The sequence below is a fragment of the Neobacillus rhizosphaerae genome, from assembly GCF_050477885.1.
Classification (GTDB): domain Bacteria; phylum Bacillota; class Bacilli; order Bacillales; family Cytobacillaceae; genus Neobacillus; species Neobacillus rhizosphaerae_A.
Genome location: NZ_JBCNAC010000088.1, coordinates 16,994 through 32,476, shown reverse-complemented (window position 1 = coordinate 32,476; position 15,483 = coordinate 16,994). Strand labels below are relative to the sequence as shown.

General features: G+C 42.3%; 14 protein-coding genes. 11 read left to right on the top strand and 3 right to left on the bottom strand.

What is annotated here, in order from left to right; all coding sequences use genetic code 11:
- Window positions 1–41: 41 nt before the first annotated feature.
- The 9 genes from ilvE to leuD all read left to right on the top strand — a co-directional run bounded on the left by ilvE (window position 42) and on the right by leuD (window position 11,255).
- Window positions 42–950 (top strand): branched-chain-amino-acid transaminase, encoded by a 909-nt coding sequence (gene ilvE / locus ABES03_RS11850; RefSeq protein WP_430117489.1) that lies wholly within the window; start codon window positions 42–44, stop codon window positions 948–950.
- Between the two features lie 11 nt (window positions 951–961).
- The gene (ilvD, locus tag ABES03_RS11845; protein ID WP_430117488.1) at window positions 962–2,632 is read left to right on the top strand and encodes a dihydroxy-acid dehydratase; all 1,671 of its coding nucleotides are present in this window, start codon (window positions 962–964) and stop codon (window positions 2,630–2,632) included.
- Between the two features lie 519 nt (window positions 2,633–3,151).
- Entirely contained in the window at window positions 3,152–4,879 is a 1,728-nt protein-coding gene (ilvB, locus tag ABES03_RS11840; protein WP_430117487.1) for an acetolactate synthase large subunit, read from the top strand.
- Window positions 4,876–5,397: an acetolactate synthase small subunit gene (gene ilvN / locus ABES03_RS11835; RefSeq protein WP_430117486.1), complete on the top strand. Its 522-nt coding sequence runs from the start codon at window positions 4,876–4,878 to the stop codon at window positions 5,395–5,397. Before ilvB ends, ilvN begins: the two co-directional genes overlap by 4 nt.
- Before the next feature lie 27 nt (window positions 5,398–5,424).
- Window positions 5,425–6,456 carry a ketol-acid reductoisomerase gene (gene ilvC / locus ABES03_RS11830; RefSeq protein ID WP_430117485.1) on the top strand — a complete coding sequence of 344 codons (1,032 nt, stop codon included), beginning with the start codon at window positions 5,425–5,427 and terminating at the stop codon, window positions 6,454–6,456.
- Window positions 6,443–7,987 carry a 2-isopropylmalate synthase gene (locus ABES03_RS11825; RefSeq protein WP_430117484.1) on the top strand — a complete coding sequence of 515 codons (1,545 nt, stop codon included), beginning with the start codon at window positions 6,443–6,445 and terminating at the stop codon, window positions 7,985–7,987. Before ilvC ends, ABES03_RS11825 begins: the two co-directional genes overlap by 14 nt.
- A 55-nt stretch (window positions 7,988–8,042) precedes the next feature.
- The gene (gene leuB / locus ABES03_RS11820; RefSeq protein WP_430117483.1) at window positions 8,043–9,149 is read left to right on the top strand and encodes a 3-isopropylmalate dehydrogenase; all 1,107 of its coding nucleotides are present in this window, start codon (window positions 8,043–8,045) and stop codon (window positions 9,147–9,149) included.
- A gap of 102 nt (window positions 9,150–9,251) precedes the next feature.
- Window positions 9,252–10,670, top strand: coding sequence for a 3-isopropylmalate dehydratase large subunit (gene leuC, locus ABES03_RS11815; protein ID WP_430117482.1), 1,419 nt, complete (start codon window positions 9,252–9,254; stop codon window positions 10,668–10,670).
- 3 nt (window positions 10,671–10,673) lie between these two features.
- A complete protein-coding gene (gene leuD / locus ABES03_RS11810; RefSeq protein ID WP_430117481.1) occupies window positions 10,674–11,255 on the top strand; it encodes a 3-isopropylmalate dehydratase small subunit in 582 nt (193 codons plus the stop codon).
- Window positions 11,256–11,286: 31 nt separating this feature from the next.
- Here leuD and ABES03_RS11805 read toward each other — a convergent pair whose 3' ends face one another.
- Window positions 11,287–11,862, bottom strand: a complete 576-nt coding sequence (locus tag ABES03_RS11805; protein WP_430117480.1) for a GNAT family N-acetyltransferase — start codon at window positions 11,860–11,862, stop codon at window positions 11,287–11,289.
- Between the two features lie 11 nt (window positions 11,863–11,873).
- Window positions 11,874–12,125: a DUF3892 domain-containing protein gene (locus ABES03_RS11800; protein WP_430117520.1), complete on the bottom strand. Its 252-nt coding sequence runs from the start codon at window positions 12,123–12,125 to the stop codon at window positions 11,874–11,876.
- A 220-nt stretch (window positions 12,126–12,345) separates the two neighbouring features.
- On the opposite strand from ABES03_RS11800, the gene ABES03_RS11795 reads away from it, so the two are divergent.
- Both ABES03_RS11795 and ABES03_RS11790 read left to right on the top strand, forming a co-directional pair.
- Window positions 12,346–13,077: an RDD family protein gene (locus tag ABES03_RS11795; RefSeq protein ID WP_430117479.1), complete on the top strand. Its 732-nt coding sequence runs from the start codon at window positions 12,346–12,348 to the stop codon at window positions 13,075–13,077.
- Between the two features lie 123 nt (window positions 13,078–13,200).
- Complete coding sequence (locus ABES03_RS11790) at window positions 13,201–14,772, top strand: glycosyl hydrolase family 28-related protein (protein WP_430117478.1); 1,572 nt, start codon at window positions 13,201–13,203, stop codon at window positions 14,770–14,772.
- 14 nt (window positions 14,773–14,786) lie between these two features.
- Here ABES03_RS11790 and ABES03_RS11785 read toward each other — a convergent pair whose 3' ends face one another.
- A complete protein-coding gene (locus ABES03_RS11785) occupies window positions 14,787–15,386 on the bottom strand; it encodes a DUF1836 domain-containing protein (protein WP_430117477.1) in 600 nt (199 codons plus the stop codon).
- Window positions 15,387–15,483: the final 97 nt, after the last annotated feature.

Genomic DNA, 15,483 nt, shown 5'->3' with positions numbered 1-15,483 from the left:
AATCATTTAAAGCGGTTTATCACTAAAGAGGAGTGGTTAGGTTGGGAAGTCAATGGATTTTCCTTGGCGGCGAGTTCGTCAAGAAAGAAGAAGCTGTTATTTCAGTATATGATCACGGTTTTTTATATGGAGATGGAGTATTTGAAGGCATTCGTGTATACAGCGGAAACGTCTTTAGACTCGACGCTCACCTTAAAAGACTGTACGAATCAGCTCAATCCATTATGCTGAATATTCCATATACACAGGAGGAAATGACGCAATTAGTTGTTGAGACAATTAGAAAAAACCAACTGGACAGCGCCTATATTCGTGTCGTTGTTTCACGTGGTAGAGGAAATTTAGGCCTGGACCCTTCATCCTGCTCTAATCCAAACGTAATCATTATTGCTGAGGAACTAACCATGTATCCAAAGGAATTTTACGAAAATGGAATTAAAATAGCCTCCGTAGCGAGCAGAAGGAATCGCCCAGATGTACTAAGTCCACAAATTAAATCGCTTAATTACTTAAATAATATCCTTGTTAAATTAGAAGCCAATCAAGTAGGGGTTCAGGAAGCCCTCATGCTGAATGACCAAGGTTATGTAACTGAAGGTTCTGCTGACAATATCTTCATTGTAAAGAATGGTGTTATTTACACCCCTCCTGTTTACTTAGGAGCTTTAGAAGGAATTACTCGGAACGCAATCATTGATGTGGCGAGAGCGAAAGGGTACGAGGTGAGAGAATCACCGTTTACGAGACATGATGTATATGTGGCGGATGAAGTATTCCTAACGGGAACAGCTGTTGAAGTCATTGCCGTTATCGAAGTCGATCGCCGGATAATCAAAAATGGCAAACCTGGTGAAGTTACAACTCAACTATTAGAAGAATTTAGACGAATCGTCACAACAGACGGAGTGGCTTGTTACCCTGAAGGTGCAAACCACGCCATTGTCAGTTAGGAGATAGATACATGCGAAGCGATATGATTAAAAAGGGAATTGACCGTGCCCCCCACCGCAGCCTTTTATATGCAACTGGGGTAAAAACGAGTGATTTAGAGAAACCGTTTATTGGGGTTTGTAACTCGTTTATTGAAATTATTCCCGGACATAAACACCTTAATCATTTCGGTGAGATTGTAAAAGAGGCCATCCGTGAAGCTGGTGGAATTCCTTTTGAATTTAATACGATTGGTGTTGATGACGGAATAGCGATGGGACATATCGGCATGCGCTATTCCCTCCCAAGCCGTGAGATTATAGCCGACAGTGCCGAAACAGTTATTAATGCCCATTGGTTCGATGGTGTGTTTTACATTCCAAACTGTGACAAAATCACACCTGGAATGCTGATGGCTGCCGCAAGAACGAATGTCCCATCTGTTTTTGTTTCAGGTGGTCCAATGGAAGCAGGTGTTTCTCCTTCCACAGGGAAAAACCTCTCCCTCACTTCTGTATTTGAGGGTGTCGGTGCTTACCATAACGGCACCATTAGTCAACAGGAGCTTCTTGAAATTGAAACTCAAGCCTGCCCTACATGTGGTTCTTGTTCTGGAATGTTTACAGCAAACTCCATGAATTGCCTCATGGAAGTGTTAGGAATGACGGTTCCTGGCAACGGAACGATCGTTGCTACGTCTGAAGAAAGACATGAATTGATTCGCCAGGCAGCTAGACATTTAGTTGACTTGGTGAAAAAAGATATTCGTCCACGGGACATTATTACAAGAGAAGCAATTGATAATGCTTTTGCACTTGATATGGCAATGGGCGGATCTACCAATACTGTGTTACACACACTTGCTATTGCCCATGAAGCGGGGATCGATTACGATCTTCGTGAAATTAATAAAATTGCTGAAAGAGTTCCTTATCTTTCTAAGATTATGCCAGCATCTGATTATTCAATGGATGATGTTCACCGGGCCGGCGGGGTTAGCGCGATTATCAACGAGCTTTATAAAGTCGAAGGTGCGCTACATAAAGACTGCTTAACGATTACGGGAAAAACGCTTGAAGAAAATGTGAAAGATGCAACAATCACCAATGAAATGGTTATTCGTACGAAAGATAATCCATATAGTCCTGTAGGTGGCCTTTCCATCCTTTATGGAAACATTGCTCCAGATGGTGGCGTCATTAAGGTTGGTGCTGTTGATCCTTCGATTAAAACATTCCTAGGAGAAGCAATCGTATTTGAATCCCAGGATGAAGCATTAGAAAGCATTCATAACGGAACAGTTAAAGCCGGCCATGTAGTGGTCATCCGCTACGAAGGTCCAAAAGGTGGGCCAGGAATGCCGGAAATGTTAGCTCCTACCTCCGCTATTATGGGCCGGGGCTTAGGAAAAGAAGTTGCCCTCATCACAGACGGACGTTTCTCAGGTGCAAGCCGTGGTATTTCCATCGGTCATATCTCGCCTGAAGCAGCAGAAGGCGGGCCAATTGGCCTTGTTGAAAATGGTGACAAAATCTTAATTGATTTAGAAGCGCGTTCAATTGAACTACTCGTTGATGAAGAAGTGTTAACGGCTAGACTTGCTGCATGGGTAAAGCCAGAACCAAAAATCAAATCTGGCTATCTAGCAAAATACGCAAAGCTTGTTACCTCTGCTAATACAGGCGGGGTTATGAAAATATAATATTTCGCAAAGTTAATAGATAAAAGGGATCCACTAGTACCCCTCCCCTTCCACAGAGAAGTAAAGGTACTAAACCATTCGTTCCATCCTTGACAACCAAATACGATAAATCGATGACGGGAAAAAAGGAATAAGAATATGCATTTTCAGAGAGCTGGGGTTGCTGGAAGCCCAGTAATGCACCTTATTCCGACATCATCCCTGAGTATTGGGCTGAACGGTTACACTTAGTAGGCTCAATCAGGTGTTGTTTCTTAACACCTGTTACCAAAAGAAGCGTTATTCTATTTGTTGTCGCTTCATAAGGCGGTATTCGTAAGGATACTGTAAAACCGGGTGGTACCGAGAAAAAGAAAGGCCTTTTCTCCCCGATTATTCTGCTTTTGATATACTTCACTGCAGTCTATTCGGGGAAAATAGGGCCTTTTTTACTATGTATGGAGACAAATTTTTTATCAAAACCACAGCCACACGCTGAGTTTTTCAAATATTCAAATATCCACAAGGAGGGATTACGACGTGAAAGTAGAAGCAAAAAAGCTGGAATTCCAAACCAGTACTGAACCCAAAACTGGTGCCGACCTTCTGATCGACTTATTGAAACAAGAAGGTGTTGATACATTATTTGGGTATCCAGGAGGTGCAGTCCTTCCGATCTATGATGCCATCTATCGGGCAAAAGGAACCATCAACCACATCCTTTTCCGCCACGAGCAAGGTATGATTCATGCTGCTGAAGGATATGCCCGGATTACTGGAAAACCTGGAGTAGTCATTGCCACTTCAGGACCAGGAGCTACTAACCTGGTAACTGGAATTACAGATGCCATGATGGATTCTCTGCCACTCGTGGTATTTACCGGGCAGGTTGCACGAAGTGTCATCGGAACAGATGCCTTCCAGGAAGCTGATGTGATGGCTATTACAACACCAATCACCAAACATAACTACCAAGTGCAATCTATATCCGATTTGCCAAGAATCGTGAAGGAAGCTTTCCATATTGCTTCTACCGGCCGACCAGGTCCAGTCTTAGTCGATATTCCAAAAGATATCTCAGCAGGAGTATTAACAGAAGAACCAAAAGAAGCGAGTATTCATTTACCAGGCTACCAGCCAACTACCAAACCAAATCCTTTGCAGATTAAAAAACTGGCTGACTCTATTTCTAAAGCAAAGAAACCTGTTGTACTTGCCGGAGCCGGAGTTCTCCACGGAAAAGCTTCAGCTGAACTGACTGCACTTGCTGAAAAATACGACCTACCAGTAGTCACCACCCTATTAGGATTAGGCGCCTTCCCGGCTGACAGCCCTCTCTCCTTAGGAATGGGTGGAATGCATGGAACGTATGCCGCAAACATGGCTTTGCATGATTGTGATTTACTAATCAATTTTGGAGCACGCTTCGACGACCGTTTAACAGGCAATCTGAAACACTTTGCCCCATTTGCAAAGGTCGCTCATATCGATATTGACCCTGCTGAAATCGGCAAAAATGTGTCAACACAAATCCCGATTGTTTCTGATACACGTGAGGCATTAATGGAATTAGCACAGCATGAAGTAGAACAGCCAGAACACGAAGCATGGCTCACAACCCTCCAACAGTATAAACAGGAATATCCGCTTTGGTATAAGCATGATCCAAACGGAATGTGTCCACAGTGGGTAATTGAAGCAGTGCATAAGGTAACAAATGGAAATGCCATTGTAGCAACCGACGTAGGTCAACATCAAATGTGGGCTGCGCAGTATTACACCTTTAAGCAGCCGCATCGCTGGATCACATCAGGTGGACTTGGCACGATGGGATTTGGCTTCCCTGCAGCCATTGGGGCACAAATTGCATCACCAGAAAGTACAGTTGTTGCCATTGTCGGAGACGGCGGTTTCCAAATGACCCTTCAAGAATTATCGGTCATTTATGAACGAAACCTTCCTGTAAAAATCATCATCGTTAACAATGGAGCACTCGGAATGGTTCGTCAATGGCAGGAATTATTGCATGGAAATCGAATTTCTGAATCCATCCTTCATACCCAACCAGATTTCGTCAAGCTGGCTGAAAGTTACTCGATTCGCGGTGTGAAAGTGAACACTCAGGAAGAACTCATTACCGTCTTACCAGAAGTTTTTGCACACAATGGCCCTGTTCTTGTTGATTGCCGTGTCCTTCAGCAGGAAAAAGTTTTTCCAATGATTGCGCCTGGCAAAGGAATCCATGAAATGATTGGGGTGAAACCATGAAACGGATCATAACAGCCACTGTTCAAGACCGAAGCGGTGTACTAAATCGGGTCACTGGCCTCCTTCAAAGACGTCAATTCAATATTTCTAGCATCTCTGTTGGGCCGACTGAAACAGAAGGCGTCTCCAAAATGACCTTAGTTGTTGAAGTCGAAGACGAGCAACGTCTTGAACAAGTGACGAAACAATTAAACAAGCAAATTGATGTATTAAAAGTGTCCGATATTACGGATAAAGCCATTGTTGCAAGGGAACTCGCTCTCATTAAGGTAGCAAGCAGCAGTCAGCTTCGAAGCGAGATCAACGGAATTATTGATCCGTTCCGTGCCTTGATTATTGATGTGAGCAAAGATAGTCTAGCCGTCCAAATCACTGGCCGCCCTGACAAAATCGATGCCTTGATTGAACTGCTCCGCCCTTACGGCATTAAAGAAATTTCCAGAACCGGTCTGACTGCCCTCCAACGAGGCCATCAGCCACAAGTAAACGAACTAGCTACCTACTCACTATTAAAATAAAAACTATTCCTGAAAGGATGATTCATAATGGTAAAAGTACTTTATAACGGAGATATTCAAGAGGCAGTTTTACAAGGAAAAAAAATCGCGGTAATCGGATATGGTTCACAAGGTCATGCACATGCCCTGAACTTAAAAGAAAGTGGATTTGATGTAGTCGTTGGTCTAAGAGGCGGAAAATCATGGGATAAAGCAGTGGAAGACGGCCTTGATGTACGCTCAGTTGCCGAAGCAACAGCTGTTGCAGATGTAGTTATGGTCCTCCTTCCAGACGAAATGCAGCCTAAAGTGTACGAAGAAAGTATCAAACCGAACCTAGAAGCAGGAAACGCTCTTGTTTTTGCCCATGGCTTTAATGTTCACTTTAGCCAAATCGTTCCTCCAGCAGATGTGGATGTATTCCTAGTAGCACCTAAAGGACCAGGACATTTAGTACGCCGCACATACACTGAAGGCGCTGGTGTTCCTGCCCTATATGCTGTTTACCAAGACTACACGGGTCAAGCGCGTGAAGTAGCTCTTGCCTATGCAAAAGGAATTGGTTCCGCTCGTGCAGGCGTGTTAGAAACGACTTTCCAAGAAGAAACAGAAACAGATCTATTCGGCGAACAGGCTGTCCTTTGCGGTGGTACGACTGCCCTAATCAAAGCAGGCTTTGAAACTCTAGTAGAAGCTGGATACCAGCCAGAAGTTGCATACTTTGAGTGTTTACATGAATTGAAATTAATCGTGGACCTTTTATACGAAGGTGGCTTTGAAAACATGCGCTACTCGATCTCTGACACAGCACAATGGGGAGATTTCGTATCTGGACCACGCGTGGTAAACGAGGATACAAAAGCCCGTATGAAGGAAGTTTTAAAAGATATCCAAACTGGCGTGTTTGCAAAAGGCTGGATCTTAGAAAACCAAGCAAATCGCCCACAATTCAACGCCATCAACCGCGCTGAAAACAATCACCAAATCGAGACTGTTGGCCGAGAGCTTCGTGCATTAATGCCATTCATTAAAAAGCCAGTAAATGCAAAGAAGGAAGTGGTGGTAAATGGTTCACGTTAACATCTTTGATACAACCTTACGCGATGGTGAGCAGTCCCCAGGTGTGAATTTAAACCAGCTCGAAAAGTTAGAAATTGCGAGACAACTAGAACGATTTGGTGTAGATATTATGGAGGCCGGCTTCCCGGCTTCCTCACAAGGAGATTTTGAAGCAGTACGAGCGATTGCCCAAACAATTAAAAACGCATCCGTCACAGGCTTGGCACGCGCGACAAAATCAGATATTGACATTGCGTGGGATGCCTTAAAAGATGCAGCTGAACCAAGATTGCATGTGTTTCTTGCTACCTCCCCTATCCATATGAAATATAAATTAATGAAAACACCGGAACAAGTGACACAAGCGGCAGTCGACATGGTCGCATATGCGCGCCAAAGATTCCCGCAGGTGGAATGGTCTGCAGAGGATGCTTCCCGCTCTGACCTTGATTTTCTCGTTCAAATCATTACAAAGGTGATTGATGCAGGAGCAACCGTGATCAACCTTCCAGATACAGTTGGTTATACCACACCGGAAGAATATGGCCGTATGTTCCGCTACATTCGAGAAAATGTACCTAATATTCATAAAGTATCCCTCTCTTGCCACTGCCACGATGACCTTGGTATGGCTGTAGCAAATAGCCTTGCTGCCATTGAAAATGGAGTGACTCAAGTAGAAGGCACGATTAACGGAATTGGTGAACGTGCCGGTAACGCCTCTTTAGAGGAAATCGCTGTCGCCTTAAATATTCGAAAAGATAAATATCCTTACACAACAAATCTAGTATTAAAAGAAATCAAACGTACAAGCGATCTTGTCAGCCGGTTTACAGGCATGTTAATTCCCCCTAACAAAGCGGTTGTTGGAAAAAATGCCTTTGCCCATGAGTCAGGCATTCATCAGGATGGCGTGTTAAAAAACACGTTAACCTATGAAATTATTACCCCTGAATTAGTTGGGGTAAAATCTAATGATTTGGTCCTTGGAAAACATTCTGGCAGACATGCATTCAAAGATAAAATTGAGCAAATGGGTTATACCCTTTCACCTGAAAAACTAGGTGAAGCGTTCACTGCATTTAAGCAATTAACTGATCGCAAAAAAGAAGTAACGGACGAGGATTTATTTACGATTTTAACCGATATTCAAACGACAGCAGTCGATGTAAAAAAATACGAACTTGTTGCTTTCCAAGTACAATACGGTTCAGCCAATCTCCCTACTGCGACGGTAGCCTTAACTACCCCAGAAGGAATCCGCGTGGAAACCGCACGTACAGGATCAGGAAGTGTCGAGGCGCTAATGAACACATTAGAAGCACTCATTAAAGAAGAAATTCATCTGACAGATTTTAGATTAAGTTCAGTTGGTCAAGGCCGCGATGCCCTTGCTGAAGTTCACGTAAAAATGACCGTTAACGGCACTAAAGTCAGCGGCCGCGGATCAGCACAGGACGTCTTAGAAGCATCAGCAAAGTCATTCTTAAACGCAGTGAATCGAGTTTTTTATAACCAAAAAGCATTAGTAAAAGAAACAGCTATTTCTTAAAAGCAAGGGCGTATAATCGCGCCTTTATTTTACAAAAAATGAGGAGGTTGCTCTAATGAAAAAACATATTGTCTTACTTCCTGGTGACGGAATCGGTAAGGAAGTCATTCATTCAGCAAGAGAAGTATTAAGTGCCGTAGCAGAAGAATATAATCATTCTTTCAGCTTTGAGACCCATGAAATCGGAGGAGCAGCCATTGATCAATACGGCACTCCCCTTCCAGAATCAACCGTTGATGCTTGTAAACAGGCAGATGCAGTATTACTTGGAGCAGTAGGCGGACCAAAATGGGATCAGAACCCTTCCCATTTACGTCCAGAACGTGGCTTGCTTGGCATTCGTAAGGTCCTTGATTTATATGCAAACTTACGGCCAATCAAAGGATTTAAAAATCTCCTCCATGCATCACCATTAAAGGAAGAAGTGGTATCTGGCAGTGACCTCCTTATTGTACGTGAATTAACTGGCGGCCTTTACTTCGGGACACCAAGTGAACGCCGTGATAACGGAAACGCGGTAGTAGACACACTTGCTTACACACGTAAAGAGATTGAAAGAATTGTAGATAAAGGCTTCCAAGCTGCACAGCAGCGGCGCGGTCATTTAACTTCTGTTGACAAGGCAAATGTCCTTGAATCGAGTAAATTATGGCGCGAAGTGGTCGAGGAGAAAAAGGCTCAATATCCGGATGTTGCAGTTGAACATTTGTTAGTTGATGCAGCGGCAATGAAATTGATTACGAACCCTACTCACTTTGACGTCATTGTTACCGAGAATCTTTTTGGAGACATCTTAAGTGATGAGGCATCCGTTCTAACCGGTTCGCTCGGCATGCTTCCATCTGCCAGCTTACGTGAAGATGGGGTTGGCCTTTATGAACCTGTTCATGGCTCTGCTCCAGATATTGCTGGAAAAGGAGTGGCTAATCCAGTTGCGATGATTTTATCGGCTGCTCTCATGCTTAGATATTCCTTCCAATTGGATGATGAAGCGAAGGTCATTGAAGACGCGGTTCAGTCTGTACTCGATGCAGGCTTCCATACGGGGGATCTCCAAGTGACAGATGGGCGCCTTGTAGGCACAGTAGAAATGACAAAACTGATTGTAGATTACATTAAATCGCAAAACGCATCTAAGTGTATCGCCAGCTGTTATTTTTGATAGGTAAAGCAGAATCCGTCAGGCTTGTTCTTCAACGATTGCCTGGCGGATTTCCTGCAAATTTTTCAACATCAAAAATCTATGAACGTGAGGAAGGAAGCTATGCAAACACCAAAAAATATTATCCAAAAAATTTGGGAACAGCATGTGGTCCATCAAGAAGAAGGAAAACCGGATTTATTATATATCGATTTACACCTCGTACACGAAGTGACCTCTCCTCAAGCATTTGAGGGCTTACGTATAAATGGACGCAAAGTCCGTCGTCCGGACCTTACTTACGCAACTATGGATCATAATGTTCCTACCCGACAACGTCTTGTCATTAATGACCCAATCTCTAAAAAGCAAATCGATACCTTACAGGAAAACTGTCAGGAATTCGGTATTACACTTGCTGACATTCATCATCCCGATAATGGTATTGTCCATGTCATCGGTCCTGAGCTTGGCCTCACCCAGCCAGGAAAAACGATCGTCTGCGGGGATAGCCACACCTCTACACATGGTGCATTCGGAGCTCTTGCCTTTGGGATCGGCACAAGTGAAGTGGAACATGTACTTGCCACCCAAACGCTTTGGCAGGCACCGCCAAAAACTCTTAATGTAAAAGTAAACGGCAATCTTGGGGTTGGTGTAACAGCCAAAGATCTAATTTTAGCCATCATCGGCAAATTTGGAGTCCAATTTGGAACGGGTTATGTGATGGAATACACAGGTGAAGCGATTCGAGCCTTGTCTATGGAAGAGCGGATGACTGTCTGCAATATGTCGATTGAGGCTGGTGCAAGAGCGGGTTTGATCACTCCTGATGAAACTACGTTTGAGTATTTACGAGGACGCCGTCATGTGCCACAAGGTGAAGCATTTGAAGAAGCTGTAGCTAAGTGGCAATCACTTGCAACAGACGAAGGCGCAGTTTATGATGCAGTGGTTGAAATTGATGCAGCGGCAGTCGAGCCACAGGTTACTTGGGGAACAAATCCTGGCATGTGCATTCCTGTAACAGCTAATGTTCCAAGTCCAGATGATGTTGAAAGACCAAGCGAGCGAGATGAAATTAACCGTGCTCTTGGATATATGGGACTTACGGCTGGAGAACCGATCTCCAACGTTAAAATTGACCATGTTTTCATTGGTTCGTGTACAAACTCCAGGTTAAGCGACTTACGAAAAGCGGCTGAAGTCGTACGCGGAAGAAAGGTTAGCCCTTCTGTTACCGCTATCGTGGTGCCCGGTTCGTTTAGTGTAAAACTGGCTGCAGAGAAGGAAGGCCTGGATGTAATCTTTAAAGAGGCAGGATTTGAATGGCGAGAGGCCGGCTGCAGTATGTGTTTAGCGATGAATGATGATATCGTTCCTGCAGGCGAACGCTGTGCCTCCACTTCTAACCGAAACTTTGAAGGGCGTCAAGGAAATGGCGCACGGACCCATTTGGTCAGTCCAGAAATGGCTGCAGCTGCTGCAGTTGCAGGTCATTTTGTTGATGTCCGTCAATTTACTGCTCAGGAGGTTATGTAGCATATGGAACCACTACGCATTCACCAAGGCCTTGTTTGTCCATTAAACAGGTCTAATGTAGATACGGATCAAATTATTCCGAAGCAATTTTTGAAGCGAATTGAACGCAGTGGCTTTGGTCAATACCTCTTTTATCATTGGCGATTTGATGATGCTGGGAATCTACGGCCTGATTTCCCATTGAATTTGTCAAAATATCAGGGTGCCTCTATCTTAGTTGCCGGTGAGAACTTTGGCTGCGGCTCATCCCGTGAGCATGCACCATGGGCAGTGCAGGATTTTGGCTTTAAGGTAATCATCGCACCAAGCTACGCTGATATTTTTAAAAATAACTGTGTAAAAAATGGGATTCTAGCCATTCAGGCAAGTGAAGCACAGGTACAAACCATAATGAAAAACGCTGAAGCTGAGGGCTACATGCTAACGGTCAGTCTTGAGGAACAAAGAGTGTTTGATAACTCGGGATTCGAGATGACTTTCGATATCGCTCCGTATCCTAAACAAATGCTGCTTAACGGTTGGGACGAAATTGGGGTTACTTTAACCTATGAAGATAAAATCAAACAATATGAATTAGTTCGTTAATTTGAATGAGCCTGGAGATCCAGGCTCATTTTTAGATATGATCTAAAATATTTTTATTATCCGTTTCCTCATCATAGGTAAGTACATCTTCTACCGGCTGGTACGACTCACCATAGAAATGCTTATCCTTATAGGTGTGGATCATGTCATATGTTTTTTTCATCGCTTCAAAAATCATTTCCTCTGATTCATCATTTGGTGCCCAATAGAGAATTTCCATACGGTTAATTTCATTGGTTGCCAGTGACCTTCTTTCATAACCAATCGACGTAGCATGCTCAAATTTTTCTCGCTTATAAAAATGCAACCTTTTCCCGGTATCACTATCCTCATAGTTTACTGGTTCTACTTCTAGGATGATAGGTTTTCCCTTTTCTTTTAACATCTGCAAAAGCTTATGACCAAGTCCCTGGCCCCTGGCATTTTTCGAAACGAATAAATAATCGATAAAAATGAAATTATCCAGTTCCACATACATCAAAACATGGTTGGGCCCTTCATTTTTATGATAGATTTCAGCGCGTTCTTTAAGTAGAGTTTCCATATGTTCTCTTGATTTCATTTCTTCCACTGGAAAATATTGATTTAACTTTTCATACCAATGCATGATATCCCCCTTTAAAATTCCGGTAAATGATCTAAATTGTTTTCCTTTATGCCATCAGGTTCACTTCTGATAATATCTCTTCCATATTTATGAAAGACATCAACATGGGCTAACTTTCCTGACTTCGCTTCATCCAAGGCTGTTAAATAATCCAACTCTCTCCCACTGCTTGTCTTAAAAGCGATAATATCGCCGTCATCATTTTTTCTTACGGCTACAAATGCTTCTTTACCATCAGAACTAGTCTGACTTGCCTCTTTCATTGCGGTTTGCTCACTTTGTTGCTTATATTCTTCATATAATTTTTCAAAATCCTGTTTTTCCATTCATTCCACCTCCGAACATTTGTTAGTATTTTTCCATTAGAAAAAATTATCCCTTGTCCTGTCCCGAAAGTGTCAAAAACTGTTCATACTTATATACCCATATGAAAATCCGCTTGAAACCTATCGTGGTATAATTTACCTGATTAGGGGTGATTAAATGGAACCGTCAGAAGGAAATGCATGGTTTTATATTCGAGATCATCAACAACATGGACCTGTAGGAATATTTGAATTGAAAAAAATGTTTGAACAAGGAATTTTAACCGCAGAATCGTTCATATGGACAAAGGAACTAGAAGGCTGGCAAACGATGAAAAGTCTTAACCTATTTCCTGACTCCAACTTGGTCTCTCCGGTTAATTTAGCCGGTAATTGGGAGGAAATCAAAAAAGAAACATATCCCCAAGGAAGACCCATTGTCCGTTATCTTGCAAGATTTTTTGATCTTTCTTTGTTTTCATTATTTCTTATTACCTTTGTGTCCGTCTTTTCTCCAAGATTTATCCTTGAGTCATCAGGAATCACCATTTTTATACTCAGCCTAGTTCTTTATGTTCTAGTGGAGGCCTCCATCCTTTCAATTTTTGGAAATACCCTCGGAAAAACAATACTCAATGCGCGGCTTCGAATGGTCAATGGTGAACGGATTGATTTTGTTACAGCCTTTAAGCGAAGTATCTTTGTCACTGCAGCTGGAATGGGATTTGGTGTCCCCTTAATTAATTTCATTTGCTTTTATTTTTCATATTTTGATTTGAAAAAGAATGGAAGATCCACTTGGGATCATCAAATTGGAACAGTTGTATTATACGGTAAAGTAAGTTTCGCACGGATTCTTTTCGTCAGCCTCTTTCCTTTTTCTCTTCTAGTCGCCGGACTCATTATATAAATACCTATTTGTGAATATCACATAAGCAAAATATAAACTCTTGCCCTCCACAAACCGAAAGTGGAGGGCTTTCTATCGTTGGAGGGTATAATACGAATAAGGAGTCCACTAGGAGTGAATTGAATGATTAGCTTGGATAAAACGCATGATCCACGGAAGAATGCTGAATTGCTTGCAACAATTACGGGAAGGCAATTGGATTATCGAGAAGTAGTCAGGGAGGCAGAAGAATTATTTCAGCAGAGTTTGAGCGAAGAGTTTGTTCCTCTTCCAAATAAAAAACCTTCACAATCAGTTGGTTATAAGGATAAAATCACAGAAGTTTTATTCCGTCTACTCTCAAAACCTTCAAGTCTTTTGGAGCCAACTAGGATCATAGTGGATAATAAAGGCGAGGTATTTCCTGACTGGAAGGATACGCTAGATATAGAATACAACCAAATGAAAAAAGTGATAGACCGTGAAGTAAATGTCGTAGATTTTGGTGCAGTCGGGGATGGAAAAGTGGATTGTACTTCAGCTTTTAAAAGGGCGATTGGAGAAGGGCGTGTAAAAGTTATTGTGCCACCGGGAGTTTTTTTAACAAAAGGAATTCGTCTGCCTTCATGGACCTGGCTTGAGGGATCTGGTAAAGGAGTAACAACGATTAAGCTCGACCATCAGGCTTCAAAAGGAACAAGGCTGATCACCAACGCAAATCACTGGAAAGGAAACCACCATCTACTCGTCCAAGGAGTAAGTCTGGACTGGAACGTGAAGAGGTTAGGTGACGCAGTAAAAACCAGTACTTGGGGGAATCATTCAAGCTGTTTAACTTTGGCCAACGTGACCTACGCTTGGGTTAAGAAGGTGGAAGGGATCAATCCTGGTCTTCATTGCTTTGATATCTCCTCCACTCTGTATAATTACGCTGGTGATGGCTACCGTGCACGTGGTGGCACTAAATATGTCTGGCTCGATCAGGTGACGGGCTATGGCTTTGGGGATGATGGGATTACCACTCATCATAGTGATTATATTTGGATTTCTAACTCCCATATGTGTGACCCAAGTGGACGAGCCCATCAAAAAGGGCACTCCAATTCAAATGGGATCGAAATTGATGATGGTTCACGTAATGTTCTGCTGGTGAATAACTCATCTACAAGATGCTTTGGCGGGGTGGAAATTAAAGCTCATCAAAATTCATCGGCAGCCTCAAATGTTGTCATCATCGGCCATATTTCTGTGAACGATAACCGGTCGTTTAACTTCCGTCACATTGGACACCATAAAATTTCCGATGCGGAATCGCAGACGGCATTTAATATTGTAGCGGTAAACCTTGCCACCATCGCACCCGTATTTACAGATTTATATGAGGAGTCCGCTCCACGCGGCATGGTGATCTCTGCTTATAAAAATGTCGTGGTCCATCATTTTACCTTGATGGGGGATCCTGACTATGACTATAAAGGAAATCCTATCATTGCAGTACAATATCAAGCTAGAAATGTGCGGCTAAACAACCTCTCGTTTCAAGGGTTTAAGCATGCTGGTGCAGATTTAAAGGTTTATGGTGGTGAAAACCGAGCTGATTCCATTAAAGTAACAAATATGAAAACCCAAGCTTCAACTCCAAAGCCAATAGATGTTGGACGAGGTCTTCTTGATTTTACTATTGAGAATGTATGTGAGAAGCAGCTAACATACTGAAAAAAGCGTCATAATTATTTATGGCGCTTTCCTTCCTTTTCTACTCTCTCCACCGTTAATTCATCCACAAGCTTTTCTGCCACTCGTCGATACAAGTTGCTCATATGTACAAGTGAGGAAATCATCAACACTTGTTCGAGATATGCAGAATCTTCCTTCTGTGTTTGCGTAATCTCTTCTTTTACTTCCTTCACTCTTTGCTCGATATCTTCTTTAAAATCGTTTGCATTTTGGCTGGTTAAATGAAGATAGCTGGTATAAAAAGATTCAACATCTAACTCCTCTTTTACAATCTTCTTATTGATCCCATCTAGCGTCACCTTAATATCATTAATCGAAAGTGCCCCTTTTAACTGGTAAATCAGGCTGATTAAAATAAGATGCTCTCTAGAGTATTTCTTATTTTGAATTGGAAAAATTAACTTTCCTTTTGCATAGTTGTTGATCATTGTTTTTGTGAGGATCTTTTCGTCTTCATTCCGCTTTGTTTCGTTAAATTTACTTTCAAATAATTGAATGACCTGATCCATATATAAATCAATCTTTGGAATCTCATCCAAAGTTAAATTCGTCTCCAAGCCAAGCTGGTTAATAATTTGGTTAATATGTTCCATCCGAAAACCCCGATCATTATTATAATATTTTTCATTATACCTAAATAAATAGTTGTTGACTAGGTAAAGTTACATAGGTATCATTATAAGTAGTTAT

What these genes read in the sequence shown, in the direction of transcription:
- ABES03_RS11805 (WP_430117480.1), bottom strand. Translation starts at nt 11,862, where the DNA reads ATGCATTGGTATGAAAAGTTAAATCAATATTTTCCAGTGGAAGAAATG.
- leuC (WP_430117482.1), top strand. Translation starts at nt 9,252, where the DNA reads ATGCAAACACCAAAAAATATTATCCAAAAAATTTGGGAACAGCATGTG.
- ABES03_RS11795 (WP_430117479.1), top strand. Translation starts at nt 12,346, where the DNA reads ATGGAACCGTCAGAAGGAAATGCATGGTTTTATATTCGAGATCATCAA.
- leuD (WP_430117481.1), top strand. Translation starts at nt 10,674, where the DNA reads ATGGAACCACTACGCATTCACCAAGGCCTTGTTTGTCCATTAAACAGG.
- ilvC (WP_430117485.1), top strand. Translation starts at nt 5,425, where the DNA reads ATGGTAAAAGTACTTTATAACGGAGATATTCAAGAGGCAGTTTTACAA.
- ABES03_RS11790 (WP_430117478.1), top strand. Translation starts at nt 13,201, where the DNA reads ATGATTAGCTTGGATAAAACGCATGATCCACGGAAGAATGCTGAATTG.
- ABES03_RS11785 (WP_430117477.1), bottom strand. Translation starts at nt 15,386, where the DNA reads ATGGAACATATTAACCAAATTATTAACCAGCTTGGCTTGGAGACGAAT.
- ABES03_RS11800 (WP_430117520.1), bottom strand. Translation starts at nt 12,125, where the DNA reads ATGAAAGAGGCAAGTCAGACTAGTTCTGATGGTAAAGAAGCATTTGTA.
- ilvD (WP_430117488.1), top strand. Translation starts at nt 962, where the DNA reads ATGCGAAGCGATATGATTAAAAAGGGAATTGACCGTGCCCCCCACCGC.
- ABES03_RS11825 (WP_430117484.1), top strand. Translation starts at nt 6,443, where the DNA reads ATGGTTCACGTTAACATCTTTGATACAACCTTACGCGATGGTGAGCAG.
- leuB (WP_430117483.1), top strand. Translation starts at nt 8,043, where the DNA reads ATGAAAAAACATATTGTCTTACTTCCTGGTGACGGAATCGGTAAGGAA.
- ilvN (WP_430117486.1), top strand. Translation starts at nt 4,876, where the DNA reads ATGAAACGGATCATAACAGCCACTGTTCAAGACCGAAGCGGTGTACTA.